25 protein-coding genes and 1 pseudogene are annotated in these 25464 nt (G+C 55.7%); 19 read left to right on the plus strand and 7 right to left on the minus strand.

Annotation, left to right across the window (positions count from 1 at the left end):
- Positions 1-9: 9 nt before the first annotated feature.
- The 17 genes from AC1RKJ_RS18140 to AC1RKJ_RS18220 all read left to right on the plus strand — a co-directional run bounded on the left by AC1RKJ_RS18140 (position 10) and on the right by AC1RKJ_RS18220 (position 15466).
- Positions 10-321, plus strand: coding sequence for an NAD(P)-binding protein (locus AC1RKJ_RS18140; RefSeq protein ID WP_492792305.1), 312 nt, complete (start codon positions 10-12; stop codon positions 319-321).
- Between the two features lie 183 nt (positions 322-504).
- Positions 505-1572, plus strand: coding sequence for a phytoene desaturase family protein (locus AC1RKJ_RS18145; RefSeq protein ID WP_492792306.1), 1068 nt, complete (start codon positions 505-507; stop codon positions 1570-1572).
- A gap of 28 nt (positions 1573-1600) precedes the next feature.
- Positions 1601-1744, plus strand: coding sequence for a hypothetical protein (locus AC1RKJ_RS18150; RefSeq protein ID WP_492792307.1), 144 nt, complete (start codon positions 1601-1603; stop codon positions 1742-1744).
- A 401-nt stretch (positions 1745-2145) separates the two neighbouring features.
- A complete protein-coding gene (locus AC1RKJ_RS18155; protein ID WP_492792308.1) occupies positions 2146-2442 on the plus strand; it encodes a hypothetical protein in 297 nt (98 codons plus the stop codon).
- 46 nt (positions 2443-2488) lie between these two features.
- Positions 2489-3445 (plus strand): cyclase family protein, encoded by a 957-nt coding sequence (locus tag AC1RKJ_RS18160; protein WP_492792309.1) that lies wholly within the window; start codon positions 2489-2491, stop codon positions 3443-3445.
- 54 nt (positions 3446-3499) lie between these two features.
- On the plus strand, positions 3500-4807 hold the full coding sequence (gene hisD, locus AC1RKJ_RS18165; protein WP_492792310.1) for a histidinol dehydrogenase: 1308 nt from the start codon (positions 3500-3502) through the stop codon (positions 4805-4807).
- Positions 4804-5574 carry an SDR family NAD(P)-dependent oxidoreductase gene (locus AC1RKJ_RS18170; protein WP_492792311.1) on the plus strand — a complete coding sequence of 257 codons (771 nt, stop codon included), beginning with the start codon at positions 4804-4806 and terminating at the stop codon, positions 5572-5574. Before hisD ends, AC1RKJ_RS18170 begins: the two co-directional genes overlap by 4 nt.
- 34 nt (positions 5575-5608) lie before the next feature.
- A complete protein-coding gene (locus AC1RKJ_RS18175) occupies positions 5609-6067 on the plus strand; it encodes an SRPBCC family protein (protein ID WP_492792312.1) in 459 nt (152 codons plus the stop codon).
- 26 nt (positions 6068-6093) lie between these two features.
- Positions 6094-7026, plus strand: coding sequence for an alpha/beta hydrolase (locus tag AC1RKJ_RS18180; protein WP_492792313.1), 933 nt, complete (start codon positions 6094-6096; stop codon positions 7024-7026).
- Between the two features lie 15 nt (positions 7027-7041).
- Entirely contained in the window at positions 7042-7914 is an 873-nt protein-coding gene (locus AC1RKJ_RS18185) for an FAD binding domain-containing protein (protein WP_492792314.1), read from the plus strand.
- A 15-nt stretch (positions 7915-7929) separates the two neighbouring features.
- The gene (locus tag AC1RKJ_RS18190) at positions 7930-8412 is read left to right on the plus strand and encodes a (2Fe-2S)-binding protein (RefSeq protein ID WP_492792790.1); all 483 of its coding nucleotides are present in this window, start codon (positions 7930-7932) and stop codon (positions 8410-8412) included.
- Entirely contained in the window at positions 8405-10792 is a 2388-nt protein-coding gene (locus AC1RKJ_RS18195; RefSeq protein WP_492792315.1) for a xanthine dehydrogenase family protein molybdopterin-binding subunit, read from the plus strand. Before AC1RKJ_RS18190 ends, AC1RKJ_RS18195 begins: the two co-directional genes overlap by 8 nt.
- A 26-nt stretch (positions 10793-10818) precedes the next feature.
- On the plus strand, positions 10819-12075 hold the full coding sequence (locus AC1RKJ_RS18200) for an amino acid ABC transporter substrate-binding protein (protein ID WP_492792316.1): 1257 nt from the start codon (positions 10819-10821) through the stop codon (positions 12073-12075).
- An 80-nt stretch (positions 12076-12155) separates the two neighbouring features.
- Positions 12156-13028, plus strand: a complete 873-nt coding sequence (locus AC1RKJ_RS18205) for a branched-chain amino acid ABC transporter permease (protein ID WP_492792317.1) — start codon at positions 12156-12158, stop codon at positions 13026-13028.
- The gene (locus AC1RKJ_RS18210) at positions 13025-14014 is read left to right on the plus strand and encodes a branched-chain amino acid ABC transporter permease (RefSeq protein WP_492792318.1); all 990 of its coding nucleotides are present in this window, start codon (positions 13025-13027) and stop codon (positions 14012-14014) included. The genes AC1RKJ_RS18205 and AC1RKJ_RS18210 overlap by 4 nt, the downstream gene beginning before the upstream one ends.
- Positions 14011-14742, plus strand: a complete 732-nt coding sequence (locus AC1RKJ_RS18215) for an ABC transporter ATP-binding protein (protein ID WP_492792319.1) — start codon at positions 14011-14013, stop codon at positions 14740-14742. The genes AC1RKJ_RS18210 and AC1RKJ_RS18215 overlap by 4 nt, the downstream gene beginning before the upstream one ends.
- On the plus strand, positions 14732-15466 hold the full coding sequence (locus AC1RKJ_RS18220) for an ABC transporter ATP-binding protein (RefSeq protein ID WP_492792320.1): 735 nt from the start codon (positions 14732-14734) through the stop codon (positions 15464-15466). Before AC1RKJ_RS18215 ends, AC1RKJ_RS18220 begins: the two co-directional genes overlap by 11 nt.
- On the opposite strand, the gene AC1RKJ_RS18225 is transcribed toward AC1RKJ_RS18220, so the two are convergent.
- Positions 15463-16389 (minus strand): LysR family transcriptional regulator, encoded by a 927-nt coding sequence (locus AC1RKJ_RS18225; RefSeq protein WP_492792321.1) that lies wholly within the window; start codon positions 16387-16389, stop codon positions 15463-15465. The two genes, AC1RKJ_RS18220 and AC1RKJ_RS18225, sit on opposite strands and share 4 nt — an antisense overlap.
- A 391-nt stretch (positions 16390-16780) precedes the next feature.
- Positions 16781-16957 (minus strand): annotated as a pseudogene (locus AC1RKJ_RS18230) (transposase domain-containing protein); the annotation flags it as partial.
- Positions 16958-17944: 987 nt separating this feature from the next.
- Here AC1RKJ_RS18230 and cofE point away from each other — a divergent pair.
- The gene (gene cofE / locus AC1RKJ_RS18235) at positions 17945-18709 is read left to right on the plus strand and encodes a coenzyme F420-0:L-glutamate ligase (RefSeq protein WP_492792322.1); all 765 of its coding nucleotides are present in this window, start codon (positions 17945-17947) and stop codon (positions 18707-18709) included.
- Between the two features lie 17 nt (positions 18710-18726).
- Positions 18727-19704 (plus strand): 2-phospho-L-lactate transferase, encoded by a 978-nt coding sequence (gene cofD / locus AC1RKJ_RS18240; protein ID WP_492792323.1) that lies wholly within the window; start codon positions 18727-18729, stop codon positions 19702-19704.
- A gap of 6 nt (positions 19705-19710) precedes the next feature.
- Here cofD and AC1RKJ_RS18245 read toward each other — a convergent pair whose 3' ends face one another.
- The 5 genes from AC1RKJ_RS18245 to AC1RKJ_RS18265 all read right to left on the minus strand — a co-directional run bounded on the left by AC1RKJ_RS18245 (position 19711) and on the right by AC1RKJ_RS18265 (position 25451).
- Positions 19711-20361: a flavin reductase family protein gene (locus tag AC1RKJ_RS18245; RefSeq protein ID WP_492792324.1), complete on the minus strand. Its 651-nt coding sequence runs from the start codon at positions 20359-20361 to the stop codon at positions 19711-19713.
- The gene (locus AC1RKJ_RS18250) at positions 20358-22682 is read right to left on the minus strand and encodes a xanthine dehydrogenase family protein molybdopterin-binding subunit (RefSeq protein ID WP_492792325.1); all 2325 of its coding nucleotides are present in this window, start codon (positions 22680-22682) and stop codon (positions 20358-20360) included. The genes AC1RKJ_RS18245 and AC1RKJ_RS18250 overlap by 4 nt, the downstream gene beginning before the upstream one ends.
- Positions 22683-22744: 62 nt before the next feature.
- Positions 22745-23545 carry an ABC transporter permease gene (locus AC1RKJ_RS18255; protein WP_492792326.1) on the minus strand — a complete coding sequence of 267 codons (801 nt, stop codon included), beginning with the start codon at positions 23543-23545 and terminating at the stop codon, positions 22745-22747.
- Positions 23542-24420, minus strand: coding sequence for an ABC transporter permease (locus AC1RKJ_RS18260; RefSeq protein WP_492792327.1), 879 nt, complete (start codon positions 24418-24420; stop codon positions 23542-23544). The genes AC1RKJ_RS18255 and AC1RKJ_RS18260 overlap by 4 nt, the downstream gene beginning before the upstream one ends.
- Positions 24417-25451 (minus strand): ABC transporter substrate-binding protein, encoded by a 1035-nt coding sequence (locus AC1RKJ_RS18265; RefSeq protein ID WP_492792328.1) that lies wholly within the window; start codon positions 25449-25451, stop codon positions 24417-24419. The genes AC1RKJ_RS18260 and AC1RKJ_RS18265 overlap by 4 nt, the downstream gene beginning before the upstream one ends.
- Positions 25452-25464 lie beyond the last annotated feature (13 nt).

Raw genomic sequence — 25464 nt, forward strand, 5'->3', positions numbered from 1 at the left:
CAATAGTCGATGAATGACACATGCGATGGGATCGTTATTGGAGCCGGCCACAATGGCTTGATCACTCAAGCGTATCTTGCTCGAGCGGGTTTCAAAGTCATTTCACTGGACGCATCGCCGGTGATTGGTGGTGGGCTTTCGGCCGTCGAGGATGCGAAGCATCCCGGATTTCTTCATAATCTGCATTCATATTTTCATCGCGGTCTACCTAACATGCCCTGGTTCTCCGACTTGGAGCTTCATCGGCATGGCGTGGAATACATCGATAACGATCTCTATGTTTCAGTGTTGCATCGGGACGGTGGTATGCTGCAATGGTGAAACGATTTCGAGCAGACATATCGCTCGTTCGCTACCATCAACAAGAAGGATGCGGACAAGCTCAGATATTGGCGAGACAGATTTATCCCGATCTCACGGGACATCCTCCGCCCGGAAGCATCGTCGCCACCCGTGTCTGCGGGAGCGCGCCGCGAGAAACTGGAGAAAACAGCAGACGGGCGATTGTTGCTTCAGGTGAGTGAGTTATCGCCGTATGAGTTCGTCAAGCGCGAGTTCCATCATTCAGCGATCCAGGGTGCCATCCTTTTCATTAATGGGATGTGCGAAGTCGATCTTCGGGCCAAGGGCTTCGGTCATCATCTTCCGTCGCTATTTGCGACTCCCGCGAAAGTTCAGACTTGCCGAGGCGGTGCAATTTCCCTCGCAAGGGCTTTGACGAGATGTATCGAAGAGGCCGGCGGGGTTGTGCGTTCAAATGCAGCCGTGAAACGTGTTCTCATCGAGAACGGAGATGCCATCGGCGTCGAACTCGTCAGCGGCGAGATCATCCGAGCCGGAAAATTCGTGGTCCCAAGCCTCAACCCACAGTTGACGTTTCTCGACTTGATGGAAACTTCGCAACTGCCAGCTGGCTGGCAAAAGAAAGCGGAGAATTTCAAATGCAATACGCTGGGACCGCTATTCACTCTTCACCTGAATATGGAGGAGCCTCTGATATACAAGGTATCGGACAAACACCCTGAAGTGCAGAAATCGCTCATGGTCATCATGGACATCGACCGCACCATGATGATGGAACAATCGGTCCTTCGGTTCTTTGGGGCGATACACCGACAGCGCTGGATCCGTCCCAAGCTCCGCCTGGCTACCAGACCGCGTTCATGTGTGAGAAAACGCCATACAAACTTCTCGGTAATCCAGAGAACTGGGTTGCGGAGAAGTCGAATCACGCACGACGAATGTTCGACATGTGGTGCGACTACGCATCGAACTTGCGCAGGTCTACGATCGACAGATTCTCGCGTAGTCCATACAAGACAGCGCGATAACCCGAACATGTACGAATCCGATGTTTTGATTGGCGCGTTTAAACACGGGCAGGTTGGACTTAACCGGCCGTTTGAAGGAGCTGGAAACTACCGCACGTTTTTGACGAATCTCTATTTGTGCGGTTCATCGTCACATCCGGGAGGCAATATCACGGGTTTACCCGGCTACATCGGCGCCGGCGTCGTGCTCGATCAACAAAAGTCTGAACAGCGGTGGGCGTCATCCGGCTCCGCGCAATAATACGGGACTATAGAGATGAGTCATCTCATTGCGTTTCGATCAAGCGGTTGAGCCGGTGATGAACGTGCCATTCTTTGCCGAGTTGCTATCAGGTACGCCGACAACAAAAGCATGGCGTTTGGCGGTTTCTTCCGACGGACTGCAAGGCCACATCATCTTCTTGCGTGATTGATCATCACGTGACGTCCTGCGGTAAACGGCGTCATCACTGAAAGAGAAATATATCCGATAGCGTTTAGTAGGAGAAACAAACCAAAAGGCCAATCCGCCTACGCTACGACTGTTCATCGTCGCCTGCACTGTTTGCTCAACCCATTTCAACCTCCTTTCGGTAAAATTCGGCTCTTTGGCGCGGGTATGTCGCTCTTGTTTCTGATGACCGCATTGTGCGCGGGCAGCACTCCTTGCTTCGATATAATTGTGTTATGGGCTCCTACTCAAAAGGTATTGGCCGACACAGGCTATTTTCCTCTAGGTAAGCACGATCAAATTTGACGGTTTTGCAACACGTCAAATTCTGGTGCTGAGAAGACCGAAACTATTCGGCTGCAGCTAGCCATGGAGGAGGAAGCTATGATCGCAGCCCTAGTGCTGTTCTGGGTGCCGTCCGGCACAACGTTGCCGCAGATCGCAGAATCCTTCGAGCAGTCCGCGCCGCGATTTTGCGGCCTGCCAGGGCTGCTTAGCAAGCAATACCTGTTCGATGGTGAAACACGCGCTGGCGCATTCTACATGTGGTCTTCGCGAGAGCAGGTCACCGCATTCTTCGACGACAAGTGGAAGCAGACACTTACCGAGCGCTATGGGTCTCCTCCCACTTTATCCATCTTCGAAGTGCCAGTCTCCATAGATAACACCGCAAAATTCTAATTCTCGAGCTCAAGTTTCTCACGCCTTAAAAGTATAGGGACCAACCATGCGCGAACCGGTGAATCAGAAGGCTATACGGGAAGCCAGCTCGAAGCTTTCCAATTGGGGGCGTTGGGGCAATGACGACCAAATCGGCACGCTTAATAATATTACTCCAAGCGACATCATTGGCGCTGCAAAGCTGATCCGTAAGGGCAAGGTATTCTCACTTGGACTTTCGCTTAAGGAGCCTATCCAGTCGGGTCTGTTTGGTGGCCGATGGAATCCGATCCATACAATGCTCGCTACTGGAACAGATGCCGCCGCTGGTAACCAGGACGAGCCTTATCCTTATCTTCGGTATGCCGACGATGCCATTAACATGCCATGCCAAGCGTCCACGCAATGGGACGCTCTTTGCCACATCTTCATTGATGACAAGATGTACAATGGCTACAGCGCCAAACTTGTTGATGCCCGAGGAGCCAAAAAGCTCGGAATAGAGCATACCCGCGACAAGATGGTCGGTCGTGGGGTTCTGCTTGATGTGGCGCGTTGGAAGGGTAAGGAAAGTCTTGATGACGGCTACGGAATCACGAACGAAGATTTAGACGGGTGTGCCAAGGCGCAAGGTGTATCAATTCGAAAGGGTGACTTCGTCCTAGTGCGCACGGGCCACCAGGAGCGATGCTTGGCGAAGGGGGATTGGTCCGGTTACGCCGGCGGCGACGCGCCCGGTATGGCCTTTGAAACGTGTTACTGGCTGCGGGATAAAGACGTTGCTGGCATCTGCTGTGATACTTGGGGTTGCGAGGTTAGACCTAACGAAACGGATCAGGCTAACCAGCCCTGGCACTGGGTTGTCATTCCGGCCATGGGTATATCGATGGGTGAGATCTTCTACATGAAGGATCTCGCTGCCGATTGCGCGGAAGATAAAGTCTACGAATTTTTCTTCTGCGCTCCGCCGTTACATCTGCCGGGCGGAGCCGGCTCTCCAATTAACCCTCAAGCTATCAAGTGACCCGGATCTGAAGAGCTGCCGCGATTTTCATCGCTGCTAGAAGGACAATTTCAAATGGTGAAGTCATTAAAGAAGGGGCGAGATGCGGAAGCACGAGCTGAAGACGACGCTCGGGTCAGGCTGACAGTCGAGTCAATTCTCGCCGACATAGCGAAGAGAGGGAACGTTGCTGTACGCGAGCTATCCACCAAGTTCGACGGGTGGACGCGCGACGATTACCGTCTCACGGACAAAGAGATCAAAGATTGCGTGTCGCAGCTGTCGAGTCGCGATCTGGACGACATTCGGTTTGCGCAAGAGCAGGTTCGTAACTTCGCGCAACATCAACGTGCGACGATGCAGGATCTCGAGGTCGAGACTCTGCCCGGGGTGTGGCTAGGCCACAAGAATATTCCGATCAATTCGGTCGGCTGCTATGTGCCGGGAGGTAAGTACCCACTTCTAGCTTCAGCGCACATGTCGATCATCACAGCGCGTGTCGCAGGGGTCGATAGGGTCATTACCTGCGCGCCACCATTTCAAGGAAAACCTGCGCCCGCGATCGTGGCAGCTCAGTATCTCGCTGGCGCTGACGTTATCTACGCGCTAGGTGGAGTACAGGCCGTCGGTGCGTTTGCCTTAGGCACTGAAACAATCGATCCGGTTGACATGCTTGTCGGCCCCGGCAACGCCTTCGTGGCCGAAGCGAAGCGACAGCTCTACGGGCGGGTGGGTATCGACCTGTTCGCCGGTCCCACTGAGACACTTGTGATAGCAGATGACTCCGTCGACGGCGAAATGTGTGCAACCGATCTTCTCGGCCAAGCTGAGCACGGACCGAATTCGCCCGCCATTCTGCTGACGACATCCGAGAAATTGGCGAGGGAAACTCTCGCCGAAATCGAACGCTTGCTCAAGATCCTGCCGACCGCAGACGTCGCCCGTTGTGCTTGGGAAGATTACGGCGAGGTGATCCTTTGCAAAGATGACCGGGAAATGGTCGAGGAGGCGGATAGGATTGCCTCGGAGCATGTTCAGGTGTTGACGAGAGACCCCAACTATTTCCTCGAGAATATGACCAACTATGGCGCCCTGTTCCTCGGGCCGCGAACGAATGTCGCGTTCGGTGATAAGGTGATCGGAACCAACCACACTCTTCCGACGATGAAGGCTGCTCGATACACGGGGGGGCTTTGGGTCGGAAAGTTCCTAAAGACCTGCACGTATCAGCGCGTGGACACGGATCAAGCGTCGGCAAAGATCGGGGAGTATTGTTCCCGCCTTAGCATGCTCGAAGGTTTTGCTGGGCACGCTGAACAGGCAAACCTGCGCGTACGCCGATATGGCGGTCGTAACATTCCCTATGCGACAGCTGCAGAATGACGATGTTTCTACCAGTCACGCCGTCGCTTCGTCTCGATAACAAGCGGGCTCTCATAACAGGTGCCGGCCGGGGGATAGGGCTAGCGGCTGCAGTCGCTCTGTCAACGGCGGGTGCGCATGTCACGCTTGTGTCGCGGACGGCGAAGGAACTGGATAATGCGGTCGAGGCGATCAAGCTTGTGGGGGGCTCGGCCGAGGCGCTCACTATCGATGTAACGGATATTGATCAACTGACTCGCGCAATCGAGGCTCAGCCGGTTCACGACATTCTCGTTAACAACGCAGGAATGAATCGGCCAAAACCTATGATTGAGCTCACCGTTGACGATTACGACGCTGTTATGGGGCTCAATGTCAAAGCTGCATTCTTTGCTGCCCGATTGTTTGCCCAGCGGTTGATTTCGGCGGACCGGCCAGGCTCTATCATTAATGTCTCATCACAAATGGGGCACGTTGGCGCTGCCAATCGGACTCTCTATTGCACCTCGAAGTGGGCGATGGAGGGGATGACAAGGGCTATGGCGGTTGAATTCGGGCCGCGCGGAATTCGCGTCAATACTATCTGCCCTACGTTCGTCGAAACACCCATGACCAGAGAATTCCTTAGCGACGTCGATTTCAGGCGCCAGGTGCTGGAGAAGATAAAGCTCAAGCGTCTGGGACGCGTGGACGACGTAATGGGGGGCTTTGTGTTCCTAGCGAGTGATGCATCAAGCCTGATGACAGGATCGTCCCTGATGTTGGATGGTGGTTGGACCGCTGAATAGCGTGAACTTAGGTCTGGGACGACGGAGAGGTAATATGGCGATTCTGATTTCTGGAGAATACAAGCTGCCCTTCAGACAAGACGCTGTGTATGCAGCGCTCAACGATCCAGAGATTCTTCGCAAATGCATTCCGGGCTGTGAAGAGTTGGAACAGCGGGAGGACGGCATCTTTGCTGCAATAGTCCGGCTCGAACTGGGACCGCTGAAAACTCGCTTCCGGGGCAAAGTAAAGCTCGAAGATCAGGATCCGCCGAATGGTTACCGCATCAGCGGGGAGGGCGACGGCGGCATCGCCGGATTTGCGAAGGGCGGAGCGTTTGTAAGGCTGACTGCTGACGAGGATGGCGGAACAAAGCTCGTCTATGAGGCAGATGCCAACATTAACGGAAAGATTGCGCAACTGGGACAGCGACTGATCACCAATACAAGCAAGAAGATTGCCGATCGGTTCTTCGAGAATCTTCTAGCTACTCTTCAAGCGAACGCAGCCTGAGCGGCGCAATTTAGAAAGGTATGACCATGGCCAAAGTAACGGAAGTCTCATTTTACAGTGAAGGTCTTAAGCTCAGCGGGCTCTTGTATGAACCCGATGATTTGAAGCCTGGTGAAGTGCGCCCCACGGTGATCTGCTGCCACGGCTATACGGGCATGAAAGACGTTTATCTGCTGCCCGTTCCGGAACGGTTGGCGAAGCACGGATACGTTGCGCTCACTTTCGATCACCGTGGATTTGGTAAGAGCGAGGGCATTGTGGCGCGCTTGATGCCGACGGAGCAGGTCGAGGATATCCGTAACGCCGTCACTTACATGACCACTATTCCATCGGTAGATGCAAACCAGATCGCACTTTACGGCACGTCGTTCGGCGGGGGTAATGTGGTCGTGGCCGCGGCCACCGATGAACGCGTTGTATGCATAGTTTCTGTCGTTCCGGTGGCGAATGGCTACCGCTGGATGAAGAGCCTAAGGAAGCATTGGGAATGGCTTAAGTTTCAGAACGTTCTCGCTGAAGACCGCGTTCAGCGAGTGCTTACGGGAAAGTCGCGCCGTGTTGATGTGACCGAACTTATGCCAGGCGACCCTCACTCGCGACAGGTTATTCAGGAGAAGGTGAAGGCGGCCGAAAGGTACGCCGAGGGTTATCCTCTTGAAAACGCCGAAGCTACGATGCGTCACATTCCCGAAGATTACGTGCACGCAATATCTCCCAGGCCGATTCTGTTTATCCATACGGAGCGGGACGGCCTTGTGCCAATCGATGAATGCTACTCCATGTTTGCAAAGGCGAACGAGCCAAAGAAGCTCGTTACGATCCCCGACGCGGACCACTACGATGTCTATGAGTTCGTGAATCCACCGGTCTATGAAGTTGTGATGCGAGAGACCATCGGTTGGTTCAACGCTCATCTTACGAGGACCGATGGATCGGTAACCGCGGCGAAAGTTGCCTAGTGACAGGAGAGCGACATGGCGCTACCCAAGTTCGATTACCTGGCGCCAAAGAGCATAGGCGAGGCCTGTGCAGCTTTGGCGGCGAATCCCGACGGGGGGAAGCTAATTGCTGGTGGCGTGTCGCTGTTACGCGTCATGAAATTTCGTATCATGTCACCTGATTGCCTGATCGACGTTAAATCGATTCCAGGGCTCCGATACGTAAAATGCGACAAGGATGTGCTGCAGATTGGCGCAACCGCTACGTCTACCGACGTTTTGAGGTCGTCCGACGTAGCGGAAAAATTGCCTTTGCTTTCTGAGGCCATTGCCCGCATCGCAACGACCGCGGTGAGAAACTGGGCAACTGTCGTAGGTAACATTTGTGTAGGTCATACAGCCAGTGATCCCTCAGCCGCCCTGTTGGCACTTGGCGCCGAGCTCGTAATCTCGAATCCAAAAGGCGAGAGGACGCTGCCAATCGACAAGTTCTTCCTCGGTCACATGTCCACGGCCCTCGAAGAGGCCGAACTTGTCCGCGAAATCAGGATACCGCTACCCAAGGAGCCGGTCGGTATGGCCTATCTTGCTCACGCGGGGCGCGCTGCCATGGAAACGCCGCTCATCGCGGTTGGTGTTTCTCTCACAGCCAATGGGAAGGGATGTACGAGTGCCAGCATATCGCTGGCAGGCTCAGCCGAAACGCCCATCCGCTTGACGCGGGCTGAAAAAGCCCTGGTTGGTGCAAAACTCGACGAGAAAGCGATCCACAATGCCGCACTGATCGCTGCCGAGGATTGCGCTCCTGATAGCGATGTCTACGCATCCGCGGAATATCGACGCCGTCTTGTTGCAGTCTATGTACGCGATGCACTTCAAGCTGCAGCCGGCCGCATTGGCCACGCTTAGGTGAGCGAGAAAAAAATGCGAAGAGCACTTAACATAGAGATCAACGGCCGCAAGCAAGTTCTGGAGATTGAGCCGAACGAGCTTCTTCTTGACGTCTTACGGCTGGGGGTTGGCCTCACCGGTACAAAAGAAGGATGTGGTGAGGGCGTTTGCGGTTCCTGCACCGTGATGGTCGATGGCGAGCTAGTACGCTCCTGTCTTACGCTGGCGATGCAGGTCGATGGCAAAGCCGTGACGACGATCGAGGGGATCGCGAACGGGTCCGAGTTGCATCCGCTTCAGCGCCGGTTTTTGGAGCATGGCGCGGTACAGTGCGGCTTTTGCTCACCGGGCCTCATTTTAACAGCGAAAGCGCTGCTTAGCAGAAATCCGGACCCGTCGGAGGCGGAGGTGAGAGACGCCATTCGCGGCAATTTCTGCCGTTGCACTGGTTACGTGAAGATTGTCGAAGCCATTCTCGCGGCAGCTGCGGAACTTCGGAGTGGGGCCAATGCATAACATTAAGGACAGTGCAGAGTTTGAGGTTCTAGGAAAGAACGTCATCCGCGAAGAAGGGCATGGCAAAGTCACCGGCCTGGGAAAGTATGCAATCGATCTTGAAATGCCCCGCATGCTGTGGGCCAAGATCAAAAGAAGCACCCGCCCACACGCAAAGATTATCAATATCGACGTTAGCCGCGCACAAAGTCTTGCCGGCGTACACGCGGTGCTTGTTGACAAGGATTGCCCGCAGACGCTGTTCGGCTTCGGCTGCTATGACGAGCCCCTCCTTGCGCGGGGAAAGGTTCGATATATCGGAGAACCGGTCGTTGCCGTGGCTGCAGATAGCGAAGCTATTGCGGAGCAAGCCTGCGATCTCATCGAAATCGATTACGAAGACCTTCCTGCGGTCTTTGACGTACACGAAGCGTTTAAGACGAATCCGCCCGCGATTGTTCACGAAGAGCAGGAGAGGTATCGGCGCGTTCCGATTGGACCGGTGCAGTACAACCCCAAACATCCCAATGCCTTTGGTTACTATCGCATTCGCACCGGCGAGGTAGAAAAGGGGTTCAAAGAGGCCGACGTTGTCCTGGAAAGAACCTATACGAATGCGATGATGGGGCACGCCCCCATGGAGAGACACAATTCGGTCTCTCTGTGGGACGCGGATGGAAACGTTACTGTTTGGTCGTCATCTCAGGCTGCCTACCCACTGCTCAACCAGATTAGCGAGGCGCTTGATATTCCGCACTCGCGAATTCGCGTGATCATTCCAAAATACGTGGGTGGCGGCTTCGGCGGAAAGATCGAGATGAAGGCGGAGGGTCTCTGCGCGGTGCTCTCGCGCGTTGCAGGCAATCGGCCTGTCAAGATCGTCTATACCCGCGAGGAGTCGCTGTGTTGGGCTGGTGTCCAGCATCCCTTCGATATGAAGATCAAATCGGGCGTTCGAAAGGACGGAACGATCACGTCCTGTGAAATGTTTGTCTTGGTCAACGGCGGCGCTTACGCGCAGCACGGCTTCCTGGTTACCCGTCAGGCGAGCTATGGCCCGCTTGGTTCATATCGGTTTCCAAACTTCAAGCTCGACAATTACGTTGTTTACACTAACCAGCCGCCCGGCGTTGCCTATCGTGGATTTGGTAACACGCAAATCCATTTTGCATTGGAATCGCATATCGACGAACTTGCTAATGCGATTGGAATGGACACCTACGAGATCCGCAGAAAGAACATTCTCGTAGAAGGTGAGATCAACGCTGCAGGAGAGATTCAGCATTCAGTCGCCGGATCCGAGTTGCTCGACGAGATAAAGAAAGGCCTCGAGCAGCACGGCACGCTTGTCAGGGAAGGGAAGGGGCCTTGGCGAAGAGGACGCGGCATCGCTTTTGCTAACAAGGATAGCGTCGCTCCATCGGCCTCCTCAGCGATCGTGAAAATTCACAATGACGAGACCGTCGAAATTCGACACAGCGCCGGCAACATCGGCCAGGGTAGTTCGACGACTCTTATCCAAATTGCGGCCGAATTCTTCAAAGTTCGTCCAGATAGGGTGAAGACGGCTGAAGTCGATACCTGGATCACGCCTTACGACCAACTGACCGGCTCGAGCCGTATCACGTTTGCCGCAGGCAATGCGGTTCTAATGGCCTGCGAAGATGTTAAGGGCCAGATACTGAAGATGGCGGCTGAGGTGATGCAGGCAAGCCCGGAAGAGCTTGATCTGGCCGGCATGAAGGTCTTCGTGAAGGATAATCCTGATCGCTTCATGGCCGTCCGCGAACTTTTCCGCACGGTGTTCTTCACGGGCTCTTTCCTCCCGACAGGCGGCGAATTGCTTGGCAAGGCGACGTTCACTGTCCCATCGAGCAAAATTGACCCAGAGACTGGTCACGCCGCCGACGACGGAATGCGCAAAATCTTCTCGTTCTGCACGAGAGCGGCGCAGGCTGTTGAAATCGCGGTCAATACCGAAACCGGCGAAGTCAAACTCGAAAAGATAGCGATTGCGAACGACGTTGGCCGTGCCATCAATCCGATGTCCTGCGAGGGCCAGATGCATGCGGCTCTTTCGATGGGTCTTGGCCAGGCGCTGTCGGAAGAATTCCAGCTGAGCGAGGGTAGCATTCGCAACGCTGATTTTTCCTCGTATCGCTTCCTCACCGCGAAGGATGCGCCGTCAAACGATTTCGTCTCGACGCACATCGTCGAGATCCCCCAGTTTGACGGGCCGTATCAAGCAAAAGGCTTCTCGGAAGCGACGACCTCACCGACGGCCCCCGCAATTGCAAATGCGATATTCGACGCCATCGGCGTTCGCGTGCGGCATATGCCAATGACCCCCGAGCGAATATTGGCGGCGCTCGATGAGTTGAATTCGACCGATAAAAACTAAACGTCAACAGTAACTGGGAGGATAAGATGACAGAGGTTTCAAAACGACGCTTTCTGTACGGAATGGGGCTCGGCCTGGGCGCACTCACCGTTTCAAGCCAGCTGGTGGCACAAGGAGCCCCTATCAAAATCGGAACGAGCATGGCCCTTTCAGGTCCGCTTGCAAGCGGCGGAAGGCAGTCGCAGCTTGCGCTTCAGATGTGGGCGGAAGATGTAAACGGGCGCGGCGGTCTGCTCGGACGCAAGGTTGAAATCGTCGCATACGACGATCAGGCTAATCCCGCACAGACCCCGGGAATTCTCTCCAAGCTTGTCGATCTAGACAAGGTAGATCTTCTCATCGCGCCTTATGGAACGGTCCCCGCAGCGGCTATCATGCCGTCCGCGAAGGAGCGGCGATTGTTGATGATCGGGCACATCGGCTACCAGATCAACTCCAAGGCGAAACACGATATGTGGTTCAACAATTCGCCGTGGAGCGACGCGGAAAGCTGGGTAGGGGGCTATTTCCGTCTCGGCACGCAAGCCGGGGTCAAAAAGATTGCGTTCTTGGCCGCGGATCAAGAGTTCTCACAAAATATCCTTGGCGGCGCGAAGGCGCTGTCAAAGAGTGCGGGATTTGAGACGGTCTACGAGCAATCCTATCCGCCTACCACGGTCGATTTCTCGGCGATGATTAGGGCAATCCGCGCGGCGGCTCCAGATATGGTCTTCGTCGCGTCATATCCTGCCGACTCAACTGCCATCATCCGCGCTGTAAACGAGATTGGGATAGGCTCCTCTGTAAAGCTTTTTGGAGGCGCTATGGTCGGCTTGCAGTATGCGTCGGTGATGCAGACGCTCGGATCACAGCTGAACGGCGTCGTAAATTATCATACGTACGTTCCGGAAAGCACGATGGCCTTCCCAGGCATCCGAGACTTCTTGGATCGCTTCGCCAAGCGTGCTTCGGGCGCGAATGTCGAAACGCTAGGTTATTACGTCGCTCCATTTGCGTACGCATCGGCTCAGATCTTAGAGCGCGCAGTCACGGCAACCAAAAGCCTCAAGCATGACGTGCTCGCGGACTATCTTCGGAAGAACGAGGTCAGCACGATCGTAGGACCTATTCGCTGGGGTCCGGACGGTGAGTGGGCCAACCCGCGCGTCGTCATGGTTCAATTCCGCGATATTAAAGACAACGATCTCGAGCAATTCCGGCAAGCGGGCAAGCAGGTGATCGTTGAGCCCAAGGAATTTCGCACAGGCGAGTTCGTGTCTTTTCAGCAGGCACGCAAGCGATAGCGTCACCACCAACACGGTCCTTGCGCTTACGGGCGGCGAGCAACACTCGTCGCCTGCAAGGAGCCATGTGGAGAACATTGATGATTTCACTCGACCTTCTATTTGAGGCAATTGTATTCGGCGTCCTGGTTGGGTGTTTTTACGGAGCACTTAGCCTTGGGCTGTCGATTGCGTTCGGATTGTTGGATGTGCCGCATATTGCGCATGCGGCCTTTTTGGTTCTTGCAGCCTACATGGTCTTTTTATTGGGGACCTACGGCTTCGATCCGCTCATCGCAGCTCTCCTGATCGTCCTCCCGTTTTTTGCCTTTGGAGTCTTAGTCTATCGATTTTACTACGAGGCTTTTGAAAAGCGCGGAGCCGACGCGGGCGTCCGTGGCATCGCTTTCTTTTTCGGCATCGCGTTTCTTGTTCAAGTTTTCCTCTCGATAGCTTTTGGCCTGGACCAGCGTACCGCTACCGCTGCGTATGTCGGCAATAGTTTCGCTATGGGCGAGATGCGATTGCCGTGGCGGCTGATCGTGGCGCTGCTCGTCGCGGTCGGTTCAACCCTGATCTTGAATCTCTATCTATCAAATACGATGCAGGGGCGGGCGATCCGAGCTGTTGCGCAGGATGCCTGGGCGTTGCGCATTGTGGGCATCAACCCTGTACTTACAAAGCAATGGGCCTTTGGCCTAGCAACCGCGGTTGCGGCTATTGGCGGGGCTTTGCTGATAATTGTCAGCCCGGTCGAGCCCAGTCTCGATCGCGTCTACATCGGCCGCACATTCTGTGTCGTGGTGCTGGCTGGGTTGGGCAGCGTAACCGGCACGCTCGTGGCCGGGATAATCCTCGGCGTTATTGAATCCCTGGTCCTTACCATGTTCGGAGCTTCATGGGCGCCCGCCGTAGCCTATGGCCTCCTTCTCCTCGTGTTGGGGATTCGTCCACAAGGATTGTTTGGCCGATGAAAAAGAGCTCTATCGCTTTCTGGATTGCGGCAACTGCGCTTCCTGTTGCCGCCTATCTTTTACCAGCGCTCGGCCTCAACGAGTATTACCTGTACGTCAGCTATATCGTCCTGCAGTATGTGGTGCTCGCGACGGCCTGGAATGTGCTGGGGGGATATGCGGGATATGTAAACTTTGGGACGGGCGCCTTCTTCGGCGCCGGCGCGTATGCAGCCCTCGTACTTATGCTCACGTTTCAGGCTCCGCTGATTGTGCAGATCAGCGGTGCAGCGCTGATCGGCGCAGCTATGGGACTTTGCGTCGGACTTTTAACACTTCGGTTAAAGGGCATCTTTTTCTCGATCGCGACGATTGCCGTCGCTATTGTCATCGAAACGTTTGTCTTGAATTGGCGCTACGTTGGCGGAGCGACGGGTATGCAGATCCTTCGACCTCCGATTCCGCTTGGATTTGAGACCTACACGCAAATGCTTTTGGTGGTCATGACGGTCCTGGCGGTCATTTCACTCGCCGTTGCGCGGTACGTCCAAACGTCTTGGCTAGGACGGGGGTTGCAGGCATTGCGGGATGCCGAGATTGCCGCCGAATGTTCGGGAGTGCCTACGCTGAGGCTGAAGCTAATAGCCTGTGCGCTGTCGGGAGGGCTTATGGCAATGGCTGGGTCAACGTTACCTTTGTATTCCAGTTTCATCGAGCCGCACTCCGCTTTCAATCTTAACTACTCCGTAATGGCGCTCTCCATGGCAGTGATCGGGGGAATGTCGAAATGGTGGGGGCCCGCGATTGGTGCCGTTCTGATTTCTGCCAGCCAGCAATTTGCTGTTTCGGCCAGTCCCGAGAAGCACCTCCTCATCGTCGGTTTATCACTCATGGTTTTTGTAGTTGTCGCACCTTCCGGCTTAGTCGGCTTGGTTCATTGGTTTCGAGACTGGCAGACGTCCAGATCATCGACGCGGCGCTTGACTGAAAGGTTAATCAAGCGATGACTGCCTTTCTGAACGTTCAGGACGTTACAAAGAAATTCTTTGGCTTTACGGCGCTGTCCAATGTCAATCTTAACGTCGCAAGCGGTGAGCGGCTTGGTCTCATCGGCCCGAATGGTTCGGGAAAAACGACGCTGATCAACTGTATTTCCGGCGCTCTGGAAGTCGATACCGGGCAAATCGCGTTCGAGGGTTCAAGCATATCAAAGCTGGCGCCTCATCAAAGGGCGAAGAGGGGTGTTGCACGAACGTTTCAGATTCCACAACCGTTTCACTCGATGTCGGTGGTCGAGAACCTCATGGTACCTCTGGAATATATCGTCCACGGGTCGATCGATGCATCCAATGAGGAATCGGTGTACCGTGAGGCGAGCGAGATCTTAAGTCGTGTGAGGCTTGATGATCGAAGTCATGCTCATCCAGGCAAACTTTCTCAAGTCGAGCTGCGGAAGCTGGAGCTTGCGCGCGCAATAGCTGCGCGGCCGAAGCTGCTCATCTGTGATGAGGCGATGGCCGGCCTGGCCATGAAAGAAGTCAACGAGATTCTGGATATCCTGCTCGAATTGAACTCGGCAGGGATCACCATCATCATGATTGAACATATCATGCAGGCGGTCATGCGGTTCTCGCAACGCATTGTTTGCCTGAGCGCAGGGCAGATCATCTGCGATGACCTTCCAGAAAAGGTCATGGCGAATCCGGAAGTCAGGAGGGCTTACCTTGGCAGTTAAGATCGTCGTCAGCGACCTCCACGCGGGATACGGGCCAGTGCAGGTGCTGCACGGCCTGTCACTGGAGGTGCGCGAAGGGGAAACGGTAGTCCTGCTGGGGACCAATGGAAACGGTAAGAGCACCTTGATGAAGTGCTTAATCGGAGATGTACGTCCGACCCTTGGCCGGGTGACTTTAGAGATAGATGGTGACGTGTTTGACCTGTCTCGGCTCACCACGGAGCAGATCGTTGAACGAGGAATTAGCATAGTCCCGGAGGGCCGCCGGCTCTTTCCTTTGCTAACGGTCGAAGAGAATCTTCTTCTCGGTGCATATCGCAAAGCGGCACGTAAGCGAACCCAAGAAAATCTAGAATACTGTTTCGAATCATTTCCCATTCTAAAGGAGCGGCGACGACAGCCTGCGGGCTCTATGTCGGGCGGTCAGCAGCAGATGCTGGCGTTGGGCCGGGCCTTAATGTCCTCCCCTAGGGTTTTGTTAGTGGACGAGCCCTCTGTTGGACTAGCTCCCATCATGGTCACTCAAGCCATAACGAAGATAAGTGAGCTAAAGAAGAAGTTTGGCTTGACCGTTATAATGGCCGAGCAGAACTTTGCAGAGGCTCTGCGGATAGCCGATCGCGGCTATGTCTTGGTGCACGGGCATATTGCATTTGCAGCCGAAAGTGCGGCTGAGCTGAAGAACAGTGATCTGATAAGCGAGCTATATCTGGGTGCCCATTAGTCACGCGTCTCGGCCAGTATAGCGCTCGGCCAACTACCGTTCTCAATTTTCTTCCGCACGATATCCAGTAGAAGTTGCCGAAAGAGTTTGGCGGGCAAGGTCAGCTCTCCGGCCGCTGGGCGAATGAAGGCCCAGTTCACGTGAAGTCCTTCGATCGGACTCGCCGAAAGGTCGCCCTGCATCAGTGATGCTTGGATGGCGCAGTAGGGGAGGATGCTATAAGCGGTTCCGCGTGTTACCAAATTAGAAATCATGCGGGTTGAGTTGCTATCCGCGAGTATGCGCATGGATATATCTGCGCGCTTAAAGGCAGCCTCGATTGCGAGACGAAAGTTATTCATTCTATTGGTGAGAATAAGCGGCTTGTTTTCAGCGGCTTTTAGGGTGACAGGATTGCTTGGTGATAACCCAGCGGAGGACGGCGCCGCCAGGAACAAGCCTTCCGTGAACAGCTGTTCGGCATTTACTCCGGGTGTATCATCCAAGACAACCACAGCGCAGTCGATCTTCCGTTGCTGTACATCGCTTGCCAGATCAATGCTGATGCCTTCACGGACGTGCAGATGCACGTCCGTGTATCGACGGCAGTACTCGTCAATCAATTCAAGGCTGACGAACTGACCAATCGCGGGGGGCAGCCCAACCGTCAAATGACCTCTAGGCGAGGATTGGTCGCCGATAACTTCGCGGAGTTTATCAAATTGGTTCACAACGGAGGCGGCGTGCTCCTTCAGCGCTCGACCAGCTTGCGTTAATTCGACTCCTTGTCCGGACCTAGTGAAAAGGGATTCTCCGAGATCCTCTTCGAGAAGTCGGATCTGGCGAGACAGAGCCGGCTGCGCGATGTTGAGAACATCGGACGCCCTCGTCAAATTCCCGAGTTCCGCCACCTGGAGGAAGTAGCGGATCTGTCTTAAATTCATGAGTATTTTCTCGTTTGAAAGATCGTCTCATAATTAGCACTATGAGACCCGCATTACAGCTATAAATGGGCTTGGCAATTTGGCTTGAAGTTCCACGGTTCTGGAGCTTTGGATCGAAAATTGGAGTGGGCGCCCGCGTCTAATGACTGTGCACGCATCGAGAATAAACAGTCGGCGGAGGTCCACATCGGCTTCTGTCACCGTGACGCTCCCTATCGATGCTCCGGGTCACCAGCCATCCTGTTGGACGGCTCGCGTCAGTGATTTTTCGAACCTCCGCCATCTCGCCGCGACTCGCGACAGGATTGTCGCCGTCTGGCTAAATAATTCGAATCTCCTGTATGTAGCGCAATCTCGTTCACCAGTAAGCGTCCATTTCTGACACCTGGTGTCAGTTGAGAGCCGTCAATGGACGCCAATTCCAGGGCAGGAGGTCGTCGAGCTGGCTCATCGGGTGACCGCCGGACATGCGTTCGAGCGCGTCCGTGAGATAGGCGAAGGGCTCGACATTGTTGAGCTTGGCGGTTGTGATGGGCGAGCAGACGGTTGCCCAGCGCTGGCCCCCGCCATATGCCTCGCAATACTGCCTTTGATTCAAGTCGCTGCGCTTCCACGCCTCATGATGCGGCCGCCAGAAAGCCTCGCCCTGACGTGTCCAGGATCCACTCTTTGCCACCATCTCGCTCTCCACATCCACAAATCGAAGGGGAAAACAGATCGCGTCCACGCGATGCTAGACAAGTATGTGAGAATTCAACGCTTAGCGGGCAAGCCGGTCAATGTTCCGAGCCCTTAAATCCCTGTTGTGAGCGGAAATTTCCCTGTTCCTCGAAATGTATTCGCTGCTAATTTTCCTAGGGAATTATCTCAGAAATCGCTGTGACGCTGTAGTTTCTTGCGTCTAAAGCTCTCTGCAGAGGCCTAATTTCGCGAATTTCCCTGTAAAACTCCCTGTTAGCAGGGAATTCCCTCAGAGACGTGTGCGATCAGCACTGTGTCGCCAGCCATCCAGTCCGGCTTTCAGAGAATTTCTCTCTTAGTTGCGATAAAAGGCCGCCAATGGCGGGCTTCTTACGCATGCCGAGTCTCTACAGAGACCGGATTCGAACGGCGCGTGTGGGCTGAATGTCTTCGATGCTTTTCCGCGATCCGATTTCGAATGACCTCTCCGAGAGCAGCTCTGGAAGCCAATTAGGCGGTACGGGCACGGTGTAGCCCGCCAGTTTCCGCATTTGCTTCCGATGCGTGGCCTCTATGTCATTGTCAAATGCGCGGACCGAGAAAACCTGAGCACCCATAATTCTTCACCGTTTGTCGATCACTCGAGCAAATTTAGCAGAGATCGACAGGAAGCAATAGTTGTCGCTTACAGTTCCTCTGCTGCGTGGTTTCGGCCGGAACCAGCATCTCGATGAGATTGAATCCGCGGAGGGGCATGGATTCGCGTAATGAGCGGTTATGGAATTTACAGGAATATTTTGTATGTTGAGCGAACGGCGCGCCGAGGCTTTACGGACGAAGTGGCGGATGTTAGTGCCAGATTCCTGGAGTAATTATGAAGAGATCGATTACTTACACGGCGCTACCCGATATCCCGCTAGTAAGTCCGGGAGACGACATCTGTCAGATCATCAAGGATGGCCTGGCTGCGGCGAAGATCGAGCCTCAGAACGGCGATATCGTCGTTCTTGCCCAGAAGATTATTTCTAAATCAGAAAATCGCTACGTTTATTTGGAGTCGATCGTCCCGTCGGCGAGGGCGCAAGACCTTGCAGCGATCACCGGCAAGGACCCTCGCCACCTTGAGGTCGTCCTGTCGGAGTCGCGCGAGGTTCTTCGCGCCAAGACCAATGTCATCATCGTCGAGCATCGCCTAGGTTTCGTCATGGCGAATGCTGGCATCGACGAATCGAATATCGACGCCGGCGCGAAGCATCGTGTGCTTTTGCTGCCGGTCGATCCGGACGCGTCATGCAGTCAGATCAAGCAGCGGCTCGATGCTGAATTCGGCGTAAAGCTGGGCGTGATCATCAATGACAGCTTCGGCAGGGCCTGGCGCAACGGTGTTGTCGGCGTCGCGCTTGGGTCCGCCGGAATAAGTTCACTGTTCAATATGATCGGTGCGCCGGATCTGTTCGGCCGCGCCATGGTCGTGACTGAGGTTGCGATTGCCGACGAGATGGCCGCTGCGGCTTCGCTGCTCATGGGGCAGGGAGCCGAAGGCATGCCGATCATTCATGTGCGAGGATTCCGCAATCCGGGAGCAGAGAACGACGCCGCGTCGTTGATCCGCCCGCGCGAGTTGGACATGTTCCGATAGCGAAGGACGCTGGTGTGATGAATGAAATTTTGAATTCTGACAATGAAGTTGTCGCGATCTGCGGGGGAGTGGGGGGCGCGAAGCTTGCACTCGGGTTGCAGCGTCTGTTTGGCGAGCGTCTAACGGTTGTTGTCAATGTTGGAGATGATTTCGATCACCTCGGTCTGCGTATCTGTCCGGATATCGACACTGTGCTGTACACACTTGGCGGGCTGAGCGACGAGGTCCGCGGGTGGGGTCGTTCCGGCGAATCCTGGAATTTCATGGAAGCGCTTCGCCAGCTTGGTGGAGAGGAATGGTTTCTGCTGGGCGACAAGGACCTGGCGATCCATATTGAACGCACGCGCCGCCTCGCTGCCGGGCAGACATTGACCGCATGCATCGATGCCATCCGGCAATCGGTTGGCATAGCGGGGCGTATTCTGCCGGTAACGGATGATGTGTTGCGCACAAAGGTCGAGACGGACGAAGGCTTGCTGGATTTCCAGCGCTACTTCGTTGCCCGGCGATGCGAACCAAGGGTTCATTCTATCTCGTTTGCTGGACGTGAGCAGGCGAAACCAAGCAGCAATGTTGTGGAGATCCTGCGTTCGCCCCGCGTCGGCATGATCGTGCTGTGTCCCTCGAATCCCTATTTGAGCATCGACCCGATCCTCGCCGTCGCCGGAATGCGCGAATTATTGATGACCAATGGCGCGCCGGTTGTCGCGGTTTCTCCAATCATTGCGGGCCAGGCCATCAAGGGGCCGACCGTGAAGATCATGGAAGAGCTTTCAATCGAGGTGACGACGGAATCGATTGCCCGGCACTATGACGGGCTGATCGACGGACTGCTGATAGACCACGCCGATATCGGATCGGTTGAAGGTCTAGCGATTCCTGTTCATTTCACCGCAACGCTGATGACAGACCTTGCCGCCAAGGTTCATCTCGCGCGGGAGGCAACATTATTTGCGTCGCGGCTTTCTCGGCGCGATGGGTCGCGACCGGCCTGATGTCTTCTATCTGGGGCGCTCGGTTTTTTCCCAGCGCGCCACTGTATCGCCGGGTCCCCAGGTTCCGGACAATGTCTGCGATACAATCGGGCCGAGTGTCGCATAGTTCGGGCCGGCGATGCGGCAAATCGGTTGAAGCTTTTCGGTGTGGATCTTGCCGTTGTCATAGAGGTCGTCCCGGATGTGGAAGACCACAACTTCACCGACGATGAACTGCGTGTTTCCCCGGCCGAACGGCGTGGACGATACGTAACGGCATTCCATACTGACCGGGACATCGCTAAGACGAGGGCAATCGACCAACTCGCCCGGCGTGGTCTTGAGACCGAGAAGTTCGACCTCGCTTTCATGAGTGGAAAATTCGCCGGAGCTTTTGTGAACGTTTGCGATCATCGTATGATCGGCGATATTCACAACGTATTCGCCGGTCCGCATGATGTTGGTCGGGGTATCCTTGGCGCCGGAAATTTTTTTGCCGACATTGAATCCCACCATCGGCGGATTGCTTGACACGAAAGTGTAGCAACTGAAGGGCGCAAGATTGATGACGGTGTCGCTCGACCGTGACGTGATCCAGGCGATCGGCCGGGGCACGACGATCCCGCTGAGCAGCTTGTAGGCTTGCACTGTGTCCAGACTGGATGAGGCGATCTTCATAACTGTCTCTCGGTTGAGAAACCCGGCGCTCTATTGCCGGGAACGAACTGCTGGGTTTGTGCGGACAACCTGTCGACGATCCGTTCGGCGGTCATCGGAAGCGTGGTCACCCGGGCCCCGGACGCACATGCGATGGCGTTGGCCATGGTCGCCGGCGGTTCGATGACCGGCGGCTCTCCGACACCTTTCGCCCCGAACGGGCCGTTCTCGCTCGGACACTTCACGAGAATGGATCGGATGCGCGGAGCATCGACGCAGGTCGGCATCTTGTAGTCGGTGAGGTTGGCGTTACGGACCTTGCCGTCGATGCTGACGATCTCCTCGGACAGCGCTTGTCCGAGACCCTGAACGACGCCGCCTTCGATCTGGCCTTCAATCAATGTAGGATTGATCGCGAATCCCACGTCCTGGGCCACCACGTAGTCGTGAATATGTACGTCGCCGGTCTCGGGATCGATCTCGACATCGGCGGCGTGCGCATGAAAGCTGGGCGAGTTGAGCGTGGTGATCACCATGTGCTCGCTGCGTTTCGGATCGTAGACCGTGGGCGGCGCGATGAAGGTGCCGTGTGCGATGAGGCCTCCGCTTGATAGCTGCGCCGATCGGGCAATGTCAGCCAGCGAGACCGATTTTCCTTCCCCCCAGACGGCGGCATTGCCGTAGATCAGCTTGTCATCCGGCAGCTTCAGCAGCTTGCTTGCGATGGTGATGGCCTGCTTGCGCAACTCGGCGGCTGCGGCACGGCCGGCGTTACCTACCGCGAACGCCGCGCGGCTGCCCTGTGCGCCGTAGTCATAGGGCGTCGAGGCGCTGTCGGCACTTACGATGCTGATGTCGCTCAAGCTGACACCCAGTTCCTCAGCGAGAATTTGTGCGGCACCGGTGAGGGCGCCAGTGCCGATCTCGGCGCAGCCGGTGTTCAGCTGAACCCGTCCGTCAGTTGCGACCTTGATATAGACTCCCGAGGAGCCGGATGTCGTCGTCCACCAGCTGCAGGCAATTCCCTTGCCGCGCCAGGGTCCCGGCTTGCGATTGGACCATCCGATGGCGTCGGCAGCTTTCAGGAGGCATTCCTCGAGGCTGACCTTGTCGAGAACCTGACCGTTCACCGCCGTATCGCCGTCGCGCAGAATGTTCTTCAAGCGAAACTCGAGGGGATCAATCCCGAGCGCATCAGCGATGATGTCCATCTGGGATTCGACCGCAAAGTTCGATTGCGGCCCCGACGGCGCACGGAACGATCCGGTGGGGGTCCTGTTGCTGTAGACTGCCAGACCCTCAAGAAGCAGATTTGGAATCTTGTAGGGGCCGGCAAGAATCAACGACGAACTCGACCCGACGCCAACGCCGGACCCCGAAGTTGCGCCCGTGTCGACAAGGATACGGCCCTGCTTGGCGAGAATGCGGCCGTCATTGGTGACGCCGGTCTTCAATTCGACAATGACAGGCTGTCGCGGATAGGCAGCCGTCATTTCCTCTTCCGTCGTCGTCGCGATCCTGACGGGACGTCCGCACTTCTTGGCCAGCAGCGCAGCATAGTGTTCGACGCCGAGCCGCAGCTTGCCGCCGAAGCCGCCCCCGATCGTCGTGCAAATGACACGAATGTGCGAGGTGGGCACCATCAGAATATCGGCGAGAGTCGCCTGTGCTTCGAACGGCAATTGAGTGTTGGTCCACACCGAGAACTGGCCGGCCGGGTCATAGGTGGCAACCGCAGCGCGCGGTTCGGTGTAGCCCGGATGAACCGGGCTAGTTTCGAACCGGTTGGTGAAAATCCGGTCAGATTGCGCGAAGCCGGCTTCGACATCGCCGACGCGAAGCATGGAGCGATTTGATACATTGCCATCACGCCGTACGATCGGCATGGCCTGATAGGTTAGCAAATCCTCGTGGACCAGCGGGCTGTTCTTGTCGAGTGCAGCTTCGATATCAAAAACGCCGGGAAGGGGCTCATATTCGATTTCGATTGCCGCACAGGCTGCCTCGGCCTGCCGTGACGTCTGCGCCACAACTGCCGCGATGGCCTGTCCGATATGGACGACCTTGGCGGAGGCGAAGACTTCCATATCCTTGATGAAGGAGCCGTAGCGGGTGCAGGGCACATCGACGGCGGTGATGATGCCGCGCACGCCAGGCATCTTCCGCGCGGCCTCCGTGTCGATGCGAAGGATGCGTGCGTGGGCGTGTGTGCTGCGGCAGATCTTTCCGTGCAACATGCCGGGCAGGGAGAAATCGGTTCCGAAGATCGTCGATCCGGTGACCTTTCCCGTGCCGTCAATCCGTTGCAAGCGCTTCCCGACGACATTGAATGGTTTGTTCATCGTCTGCTTTCCTCACTGTCACACTTGCGTCGTCCGCTCGCGGCAGCTTTCCTATAAGGCGATTAGGTAATCCGTTTCACGCCAACGAGCCTGTCGATAACGAGAACAAAGAAGACCGTTCCGAGCATCATCAGCGCCGCGATCGCGGAGATCGTCGGATCGACACGGGTTTCGATGTAGAAGAAGATTTCGACAGGCAGCGTCGTGTCGTTCTGGGCGAGGAAGGCCGTTGCCGTGAAATTGTCGAACGAGATCACAAAACAGAAGAAACATGCTGCGAAGATGCCGGACTTGATCTGCGGAAGCGTGATCAGGACGAAGCTCTTGAGCGCGGAGGCGCCAAGGCCGACTCCGGCTTCTTCCGGCGTAAGGCTGATGCTTTGCAAGGACGCGCGGATGACGCGGACCGAATAGGGCAGCGTCAGAACACAATGCAGAATGACCAACGTCGCGAAGCTGCCGAGGGCCTTGGTCTGCACGCTGAATACAAGAAAGGACAGGCCTAGAATAACCTGAGGAACGATCAGCGGCGACATCAGAACAGTATCGATCACGTTGCGCCCGGGGAAACGATACTTAGTAAGGGCGACGGCCGACATTGTGCCAAGCGTCATGGCGCACAGGCCTGAGACGAGCGCCAGCGCCAGACTTCTGTAGAATGGACCTGCGAATTCCGGACGCTCGAATACGTGTTTGAACCAGCGGAGCGAATAACCTTCTGGAGGAAATGCCGCTTGGGTCGTGGCATTGAAGGCCGTCACGAAGGTGACGATCAACGGGAGTGTGACGAATGTCAGGACGATCGCAGCAACAATCAAACTGAAGATGTAAAGCGGGTCGGTTGAGGCGGTGTTTCTGGTCATCGTCGTTTCTCGTCAAGCACTCTGTTGCCAAGCGCGGTAATGCCGAAGACAACACACAGACTGACAGACAGGGTTACGACCGCCGCTACACCGGCAAGCCGATAATTGAAGCCAACAGTTGCCTGATCGTAGATCAGATTGCCGATCATTTTGAATGTTCCGCCGCCGAGCAAGGACGGTCCCAGATAGGCCGTGAAGCAGAAAACGAATGTCAGCACTGCGCCGCTTGTCACGCCTGGAGCGCTCAGCGGCAGCAAGATGCGCCAGAAGGCCGATATGGGATTGGCGCCCAGGCCTTTCGCGGCTTCTTCGTATTCGGAGTTGATGTTCTGCAACACGGAGCTGATCGGAAAGACCATCAACGGAAGGGAGGAGGCGAACAGGCCGATGGCAACGCCGAGTTCGTTATACATCAGCTTGACCGGCGCATCAGTTAGACCGATCGCCTGCAATGTACGATTGATAATGCCGTTGTTGCCGAGAACCAGCATCCAGCCGTACATCTTGATGACGTAGATGGAGAAAAACTGGATGGCGAGCGCTAGGGTGACGATGGAAGCGATCCTTTGCCGCCCCCGGCTCATGACATAGGCGATGGGGTAGCCAGCCAGCAAGGCAATGAATGTAACATAGAGCGCGATCCAGGCCGACCGCATGAGGTAGGTTCTGAATCGCGCGTCCGCCGCGAACGTCGTGAAATTTTTCGTCGAAAAGGCCCCGGAGTTATCCGTAACGCTTAACGAGAGAATATTGGCAAGCGCGGCAAAAAAGTAAACGAGCAGGATGAGGGCCGGGGCCGTGAGCAACAGGCCCTTGAGGGCCGATCGGTCACGCGCCAGCCTGTCCAGACGACTTGCCGGAGCAAGAGACGTCATTGGACGACCTCTTGGTCATAGTTCTTGATGATATCTGAGAGATTGTCCGACAGATAATCGTAGTCGATCGCATATGCTCCCTTGAGGTTTGTCAGGATTGATTCGACGACCTCCGGGCCCTTTGCATCGCTGTTGACTGGGCGCGCGCCAAAGGCATCGGCAATTCTCGTCTGCACGTCCATCGACAGCAGATAGTTGAGGAAAGCTTCAGCCTCTTTCTTCCGGGGGGCGCCTGCAATCAGCGCGATTGGCGTTTCGGCGATCAAGAGGGGCTTGTTCGGCACGACGAAGCCGTAGTTCCCACCGGGTTTGATGTAGCTGATCACGTTCGGCAGAATGCCCCACGCGGTCAGCCCGACTTCGCCGCTCTCCAGAAGGCGAATGGACTGAACGTTGTTGGTGTAGAAGGTGAGAATGCTAGGACGCAGTTCCTTCAATTTCTTGAAGCCCGGAGTGAGGTTGCGCTCGCTACCACCCGCCAGCAAAGCCGCCATCGTGGGGAAATAGCCGGGATCGAAAGTCGCGGCAGGAGCTGCGATCTTGCCCTTCAGGCGAGGGTCCCAAAGGTCTTCCCAAGTCTTCGGTTCGAACGGCACGAGATCCTTGCGATAGAAGATTCCGCGGAGCGACACCCAGGTGGTGATGCCATGCGAGAAGATCAGGGACTGATCCATTTTCGCGGCGTTGGGAACGCCAGCCTTGTCAAATGGAGCAAGCACGCCGGCCTTCTTGCCGCGCTCATAGTTGATCATGTTGGTCGACCAGAGGTCGATCTCCGGCTTGTCCTTTTGCGCGATCACGCGCGCAAGGCCGGCCTCTCCGGCGCCCTGAACAATGACTGAGACCGGCTGACCCGTCTTGGCCTCGTATTCTTTTGCGATCTTGTCGAAGGTCTGCTGCCAGACGCCGCCCCAGGTCATGAACACCAGCGGCTTCTTGTCCTGTGCCGCAGCTGCGGACGACATGGTCTGAAGGGCTGCGAGAGCGACGACAGCGATTTGAAGTTTTGATTTGAACGGTTTGTAATCCATTTTATCTTACTTC

The sequence above is a fragment of the Afipia sp. GW822-FHT04G07 genome, assembly GCF_058800765.1.

Bases quoted from the DNA above. Each gene is read 5' to 3' on its own strand.
- AC1RKJ_RS18140 (WP_492792305.1), top strand. From the start codon at position 10: ATGAATGACACATGCGATGGGATCGTTATTGGAGCCGGCCACAATGGC.
- AC1RKJ_RS18155 (WP_492792308.1), top strand. From the start codon at position 2,146: ATGATCGCAGCCCTAGTGCTGTTCTGGGTGCCGTCCGGCACAACGTTG.
- AC1RKJ_RS18160 (WP_492792309.1), top strand. From the start codon at position 2,489: ATGCGCGAACCGGTGAATCAGAAGGCTATACGGGAAGCCAGCTCGAAG.
- hisD (WP_492792310.1), top strand. From the start codon at position 3,500: ATGGTGAAGTCATTAAAGAAGGGGCGAGATGCGGAAGCACGAGCTGAA.
- AC1RKJ_RS18170 (WP_492792311.1), top strand. From the start codon at position 4,804: ATGACGATGTTTCTACCAGTCACGCCGTCGCTTCGTCTCGATAACAAG.
- AC1RKJ_RS18175 (WP_492792312.1), top strand. From the start codon at position 5,609: ATGGCGATTCTGATTTCTGGAGAATACAAGCTGCCCTTCAGACAAGAC.
- AC1RKJ_RS18180 (WP_492792313.1), top strand. From the start codon at position 6,094: ATGGCCAAAGTAACGGAAGTCTCATTTTACAGTGAAGGTCTTAAGCTC.
- AC1RKJ_RS18185 (WP_492792314.1), top strand. From the start codon at position 7,042: ATGGCGCTACCCAAGTTCGATTACCTGGCGCCAAAGAGCATAGGCGAG.
- AC1RKJ_RS18190 (WP_492792790.1), top strand. From the start codon at position 7,930: ATGCGAAGAGCACTTAACATAGAGATCAACGGCCGCAAGCAAGTTCTG.
- AC1RKJ_RS18195 (WP_492792315.1), top strand. From the start codon at position 8,405: ATGCATAACATTAAGGACAGTGCAGAGTTTGAGGTTCTAGGAAAGAAC.
- AC1RKJ_RS18200 (WP_492792316.1), top strand. From the start codon at position 10,819: ATGACAGAGGTTTCAAAACGACGCTTTCTGTACGGAATGGGGCTCGGC.
- AC1RKJ_RS18205 (WP_492792317.1), top strand. From the start codon at position 12,156: ATGATTTCACTCGACCTTCTATTTGAGGCAATTGTATTCGGCGTCCTG.
- AC1RKJ_RS18210 (WP_492792318.1), top strand. From the start codon at position 13,025: ATGAAAAAGAGCTCTATCGCTTTCTGGATTGCGGCAACTGCGCTTCCT.
- AC1RKJ_RS18215 (WP_492792319.1), top strand. From the start codon at position 14,011: ATGACTGCCTTTCTGAACGTTCAGGACGTTACAAAGAAATTCTTTGGC.
- AC1RKJ_RS18225 (WP_492792321.1), bottom strand. From the start codon at position 16,389: ATGAATTTAAGACAGATCCGCTACTTCCTCCAGGTGGCGGAACTCGGG.
- cofE (WP_492792322.1), top strand. From the start codon at position 17,945: ATGAAGAGATCGATTACTTACACGGCGCTACCCGATATCCCGCTAGTA.
- cofD (WP_492792323.1), top strand. From the start codon at position 18,727: ATGAATGAAATTTTGAATTCTGACAATGAAGTTGTCGCGATCTGCGGG.
- AC1RKJ_RS18245 (WP_492792324.1), bottom strand. From the start codon at position 20,361: ATGAAGATCGCCTCATCCAGTCTGGACACAGTGCAAGCCTACAAGCTG.
- AC1RKJ_RS18250 (WP_492792325.1), bottom strand. From the start codon at position 22,682: ATGAACAAACCATTCAATGTCGTCGGGAAGCGCTTGCAACGGATTGAC.
- AC1RKJ_RS18255 (WP_492792326.1), bottom strand. From the start codon at position 23,545: ATGACCAGAAACACCGCCTCAACCGACCCGCTTTACATCTTCAGTTTG.
- AC1RKJ_RS18260 (WP_492792327.1), bottom strand. From the start codon at position 24,420: ATGACGTCTCTTGCTCCGGCAAGTCGTCTGGACAGGCTGGCGCGTGAC.
- AC1RKJ_RS18265 (WP_492792328.1), bottom strand. From the start codon at position 25,451: ATGGATTACAAACCGTTCAAATCAAAACTTCAAATCGCTGTCGTCGCT.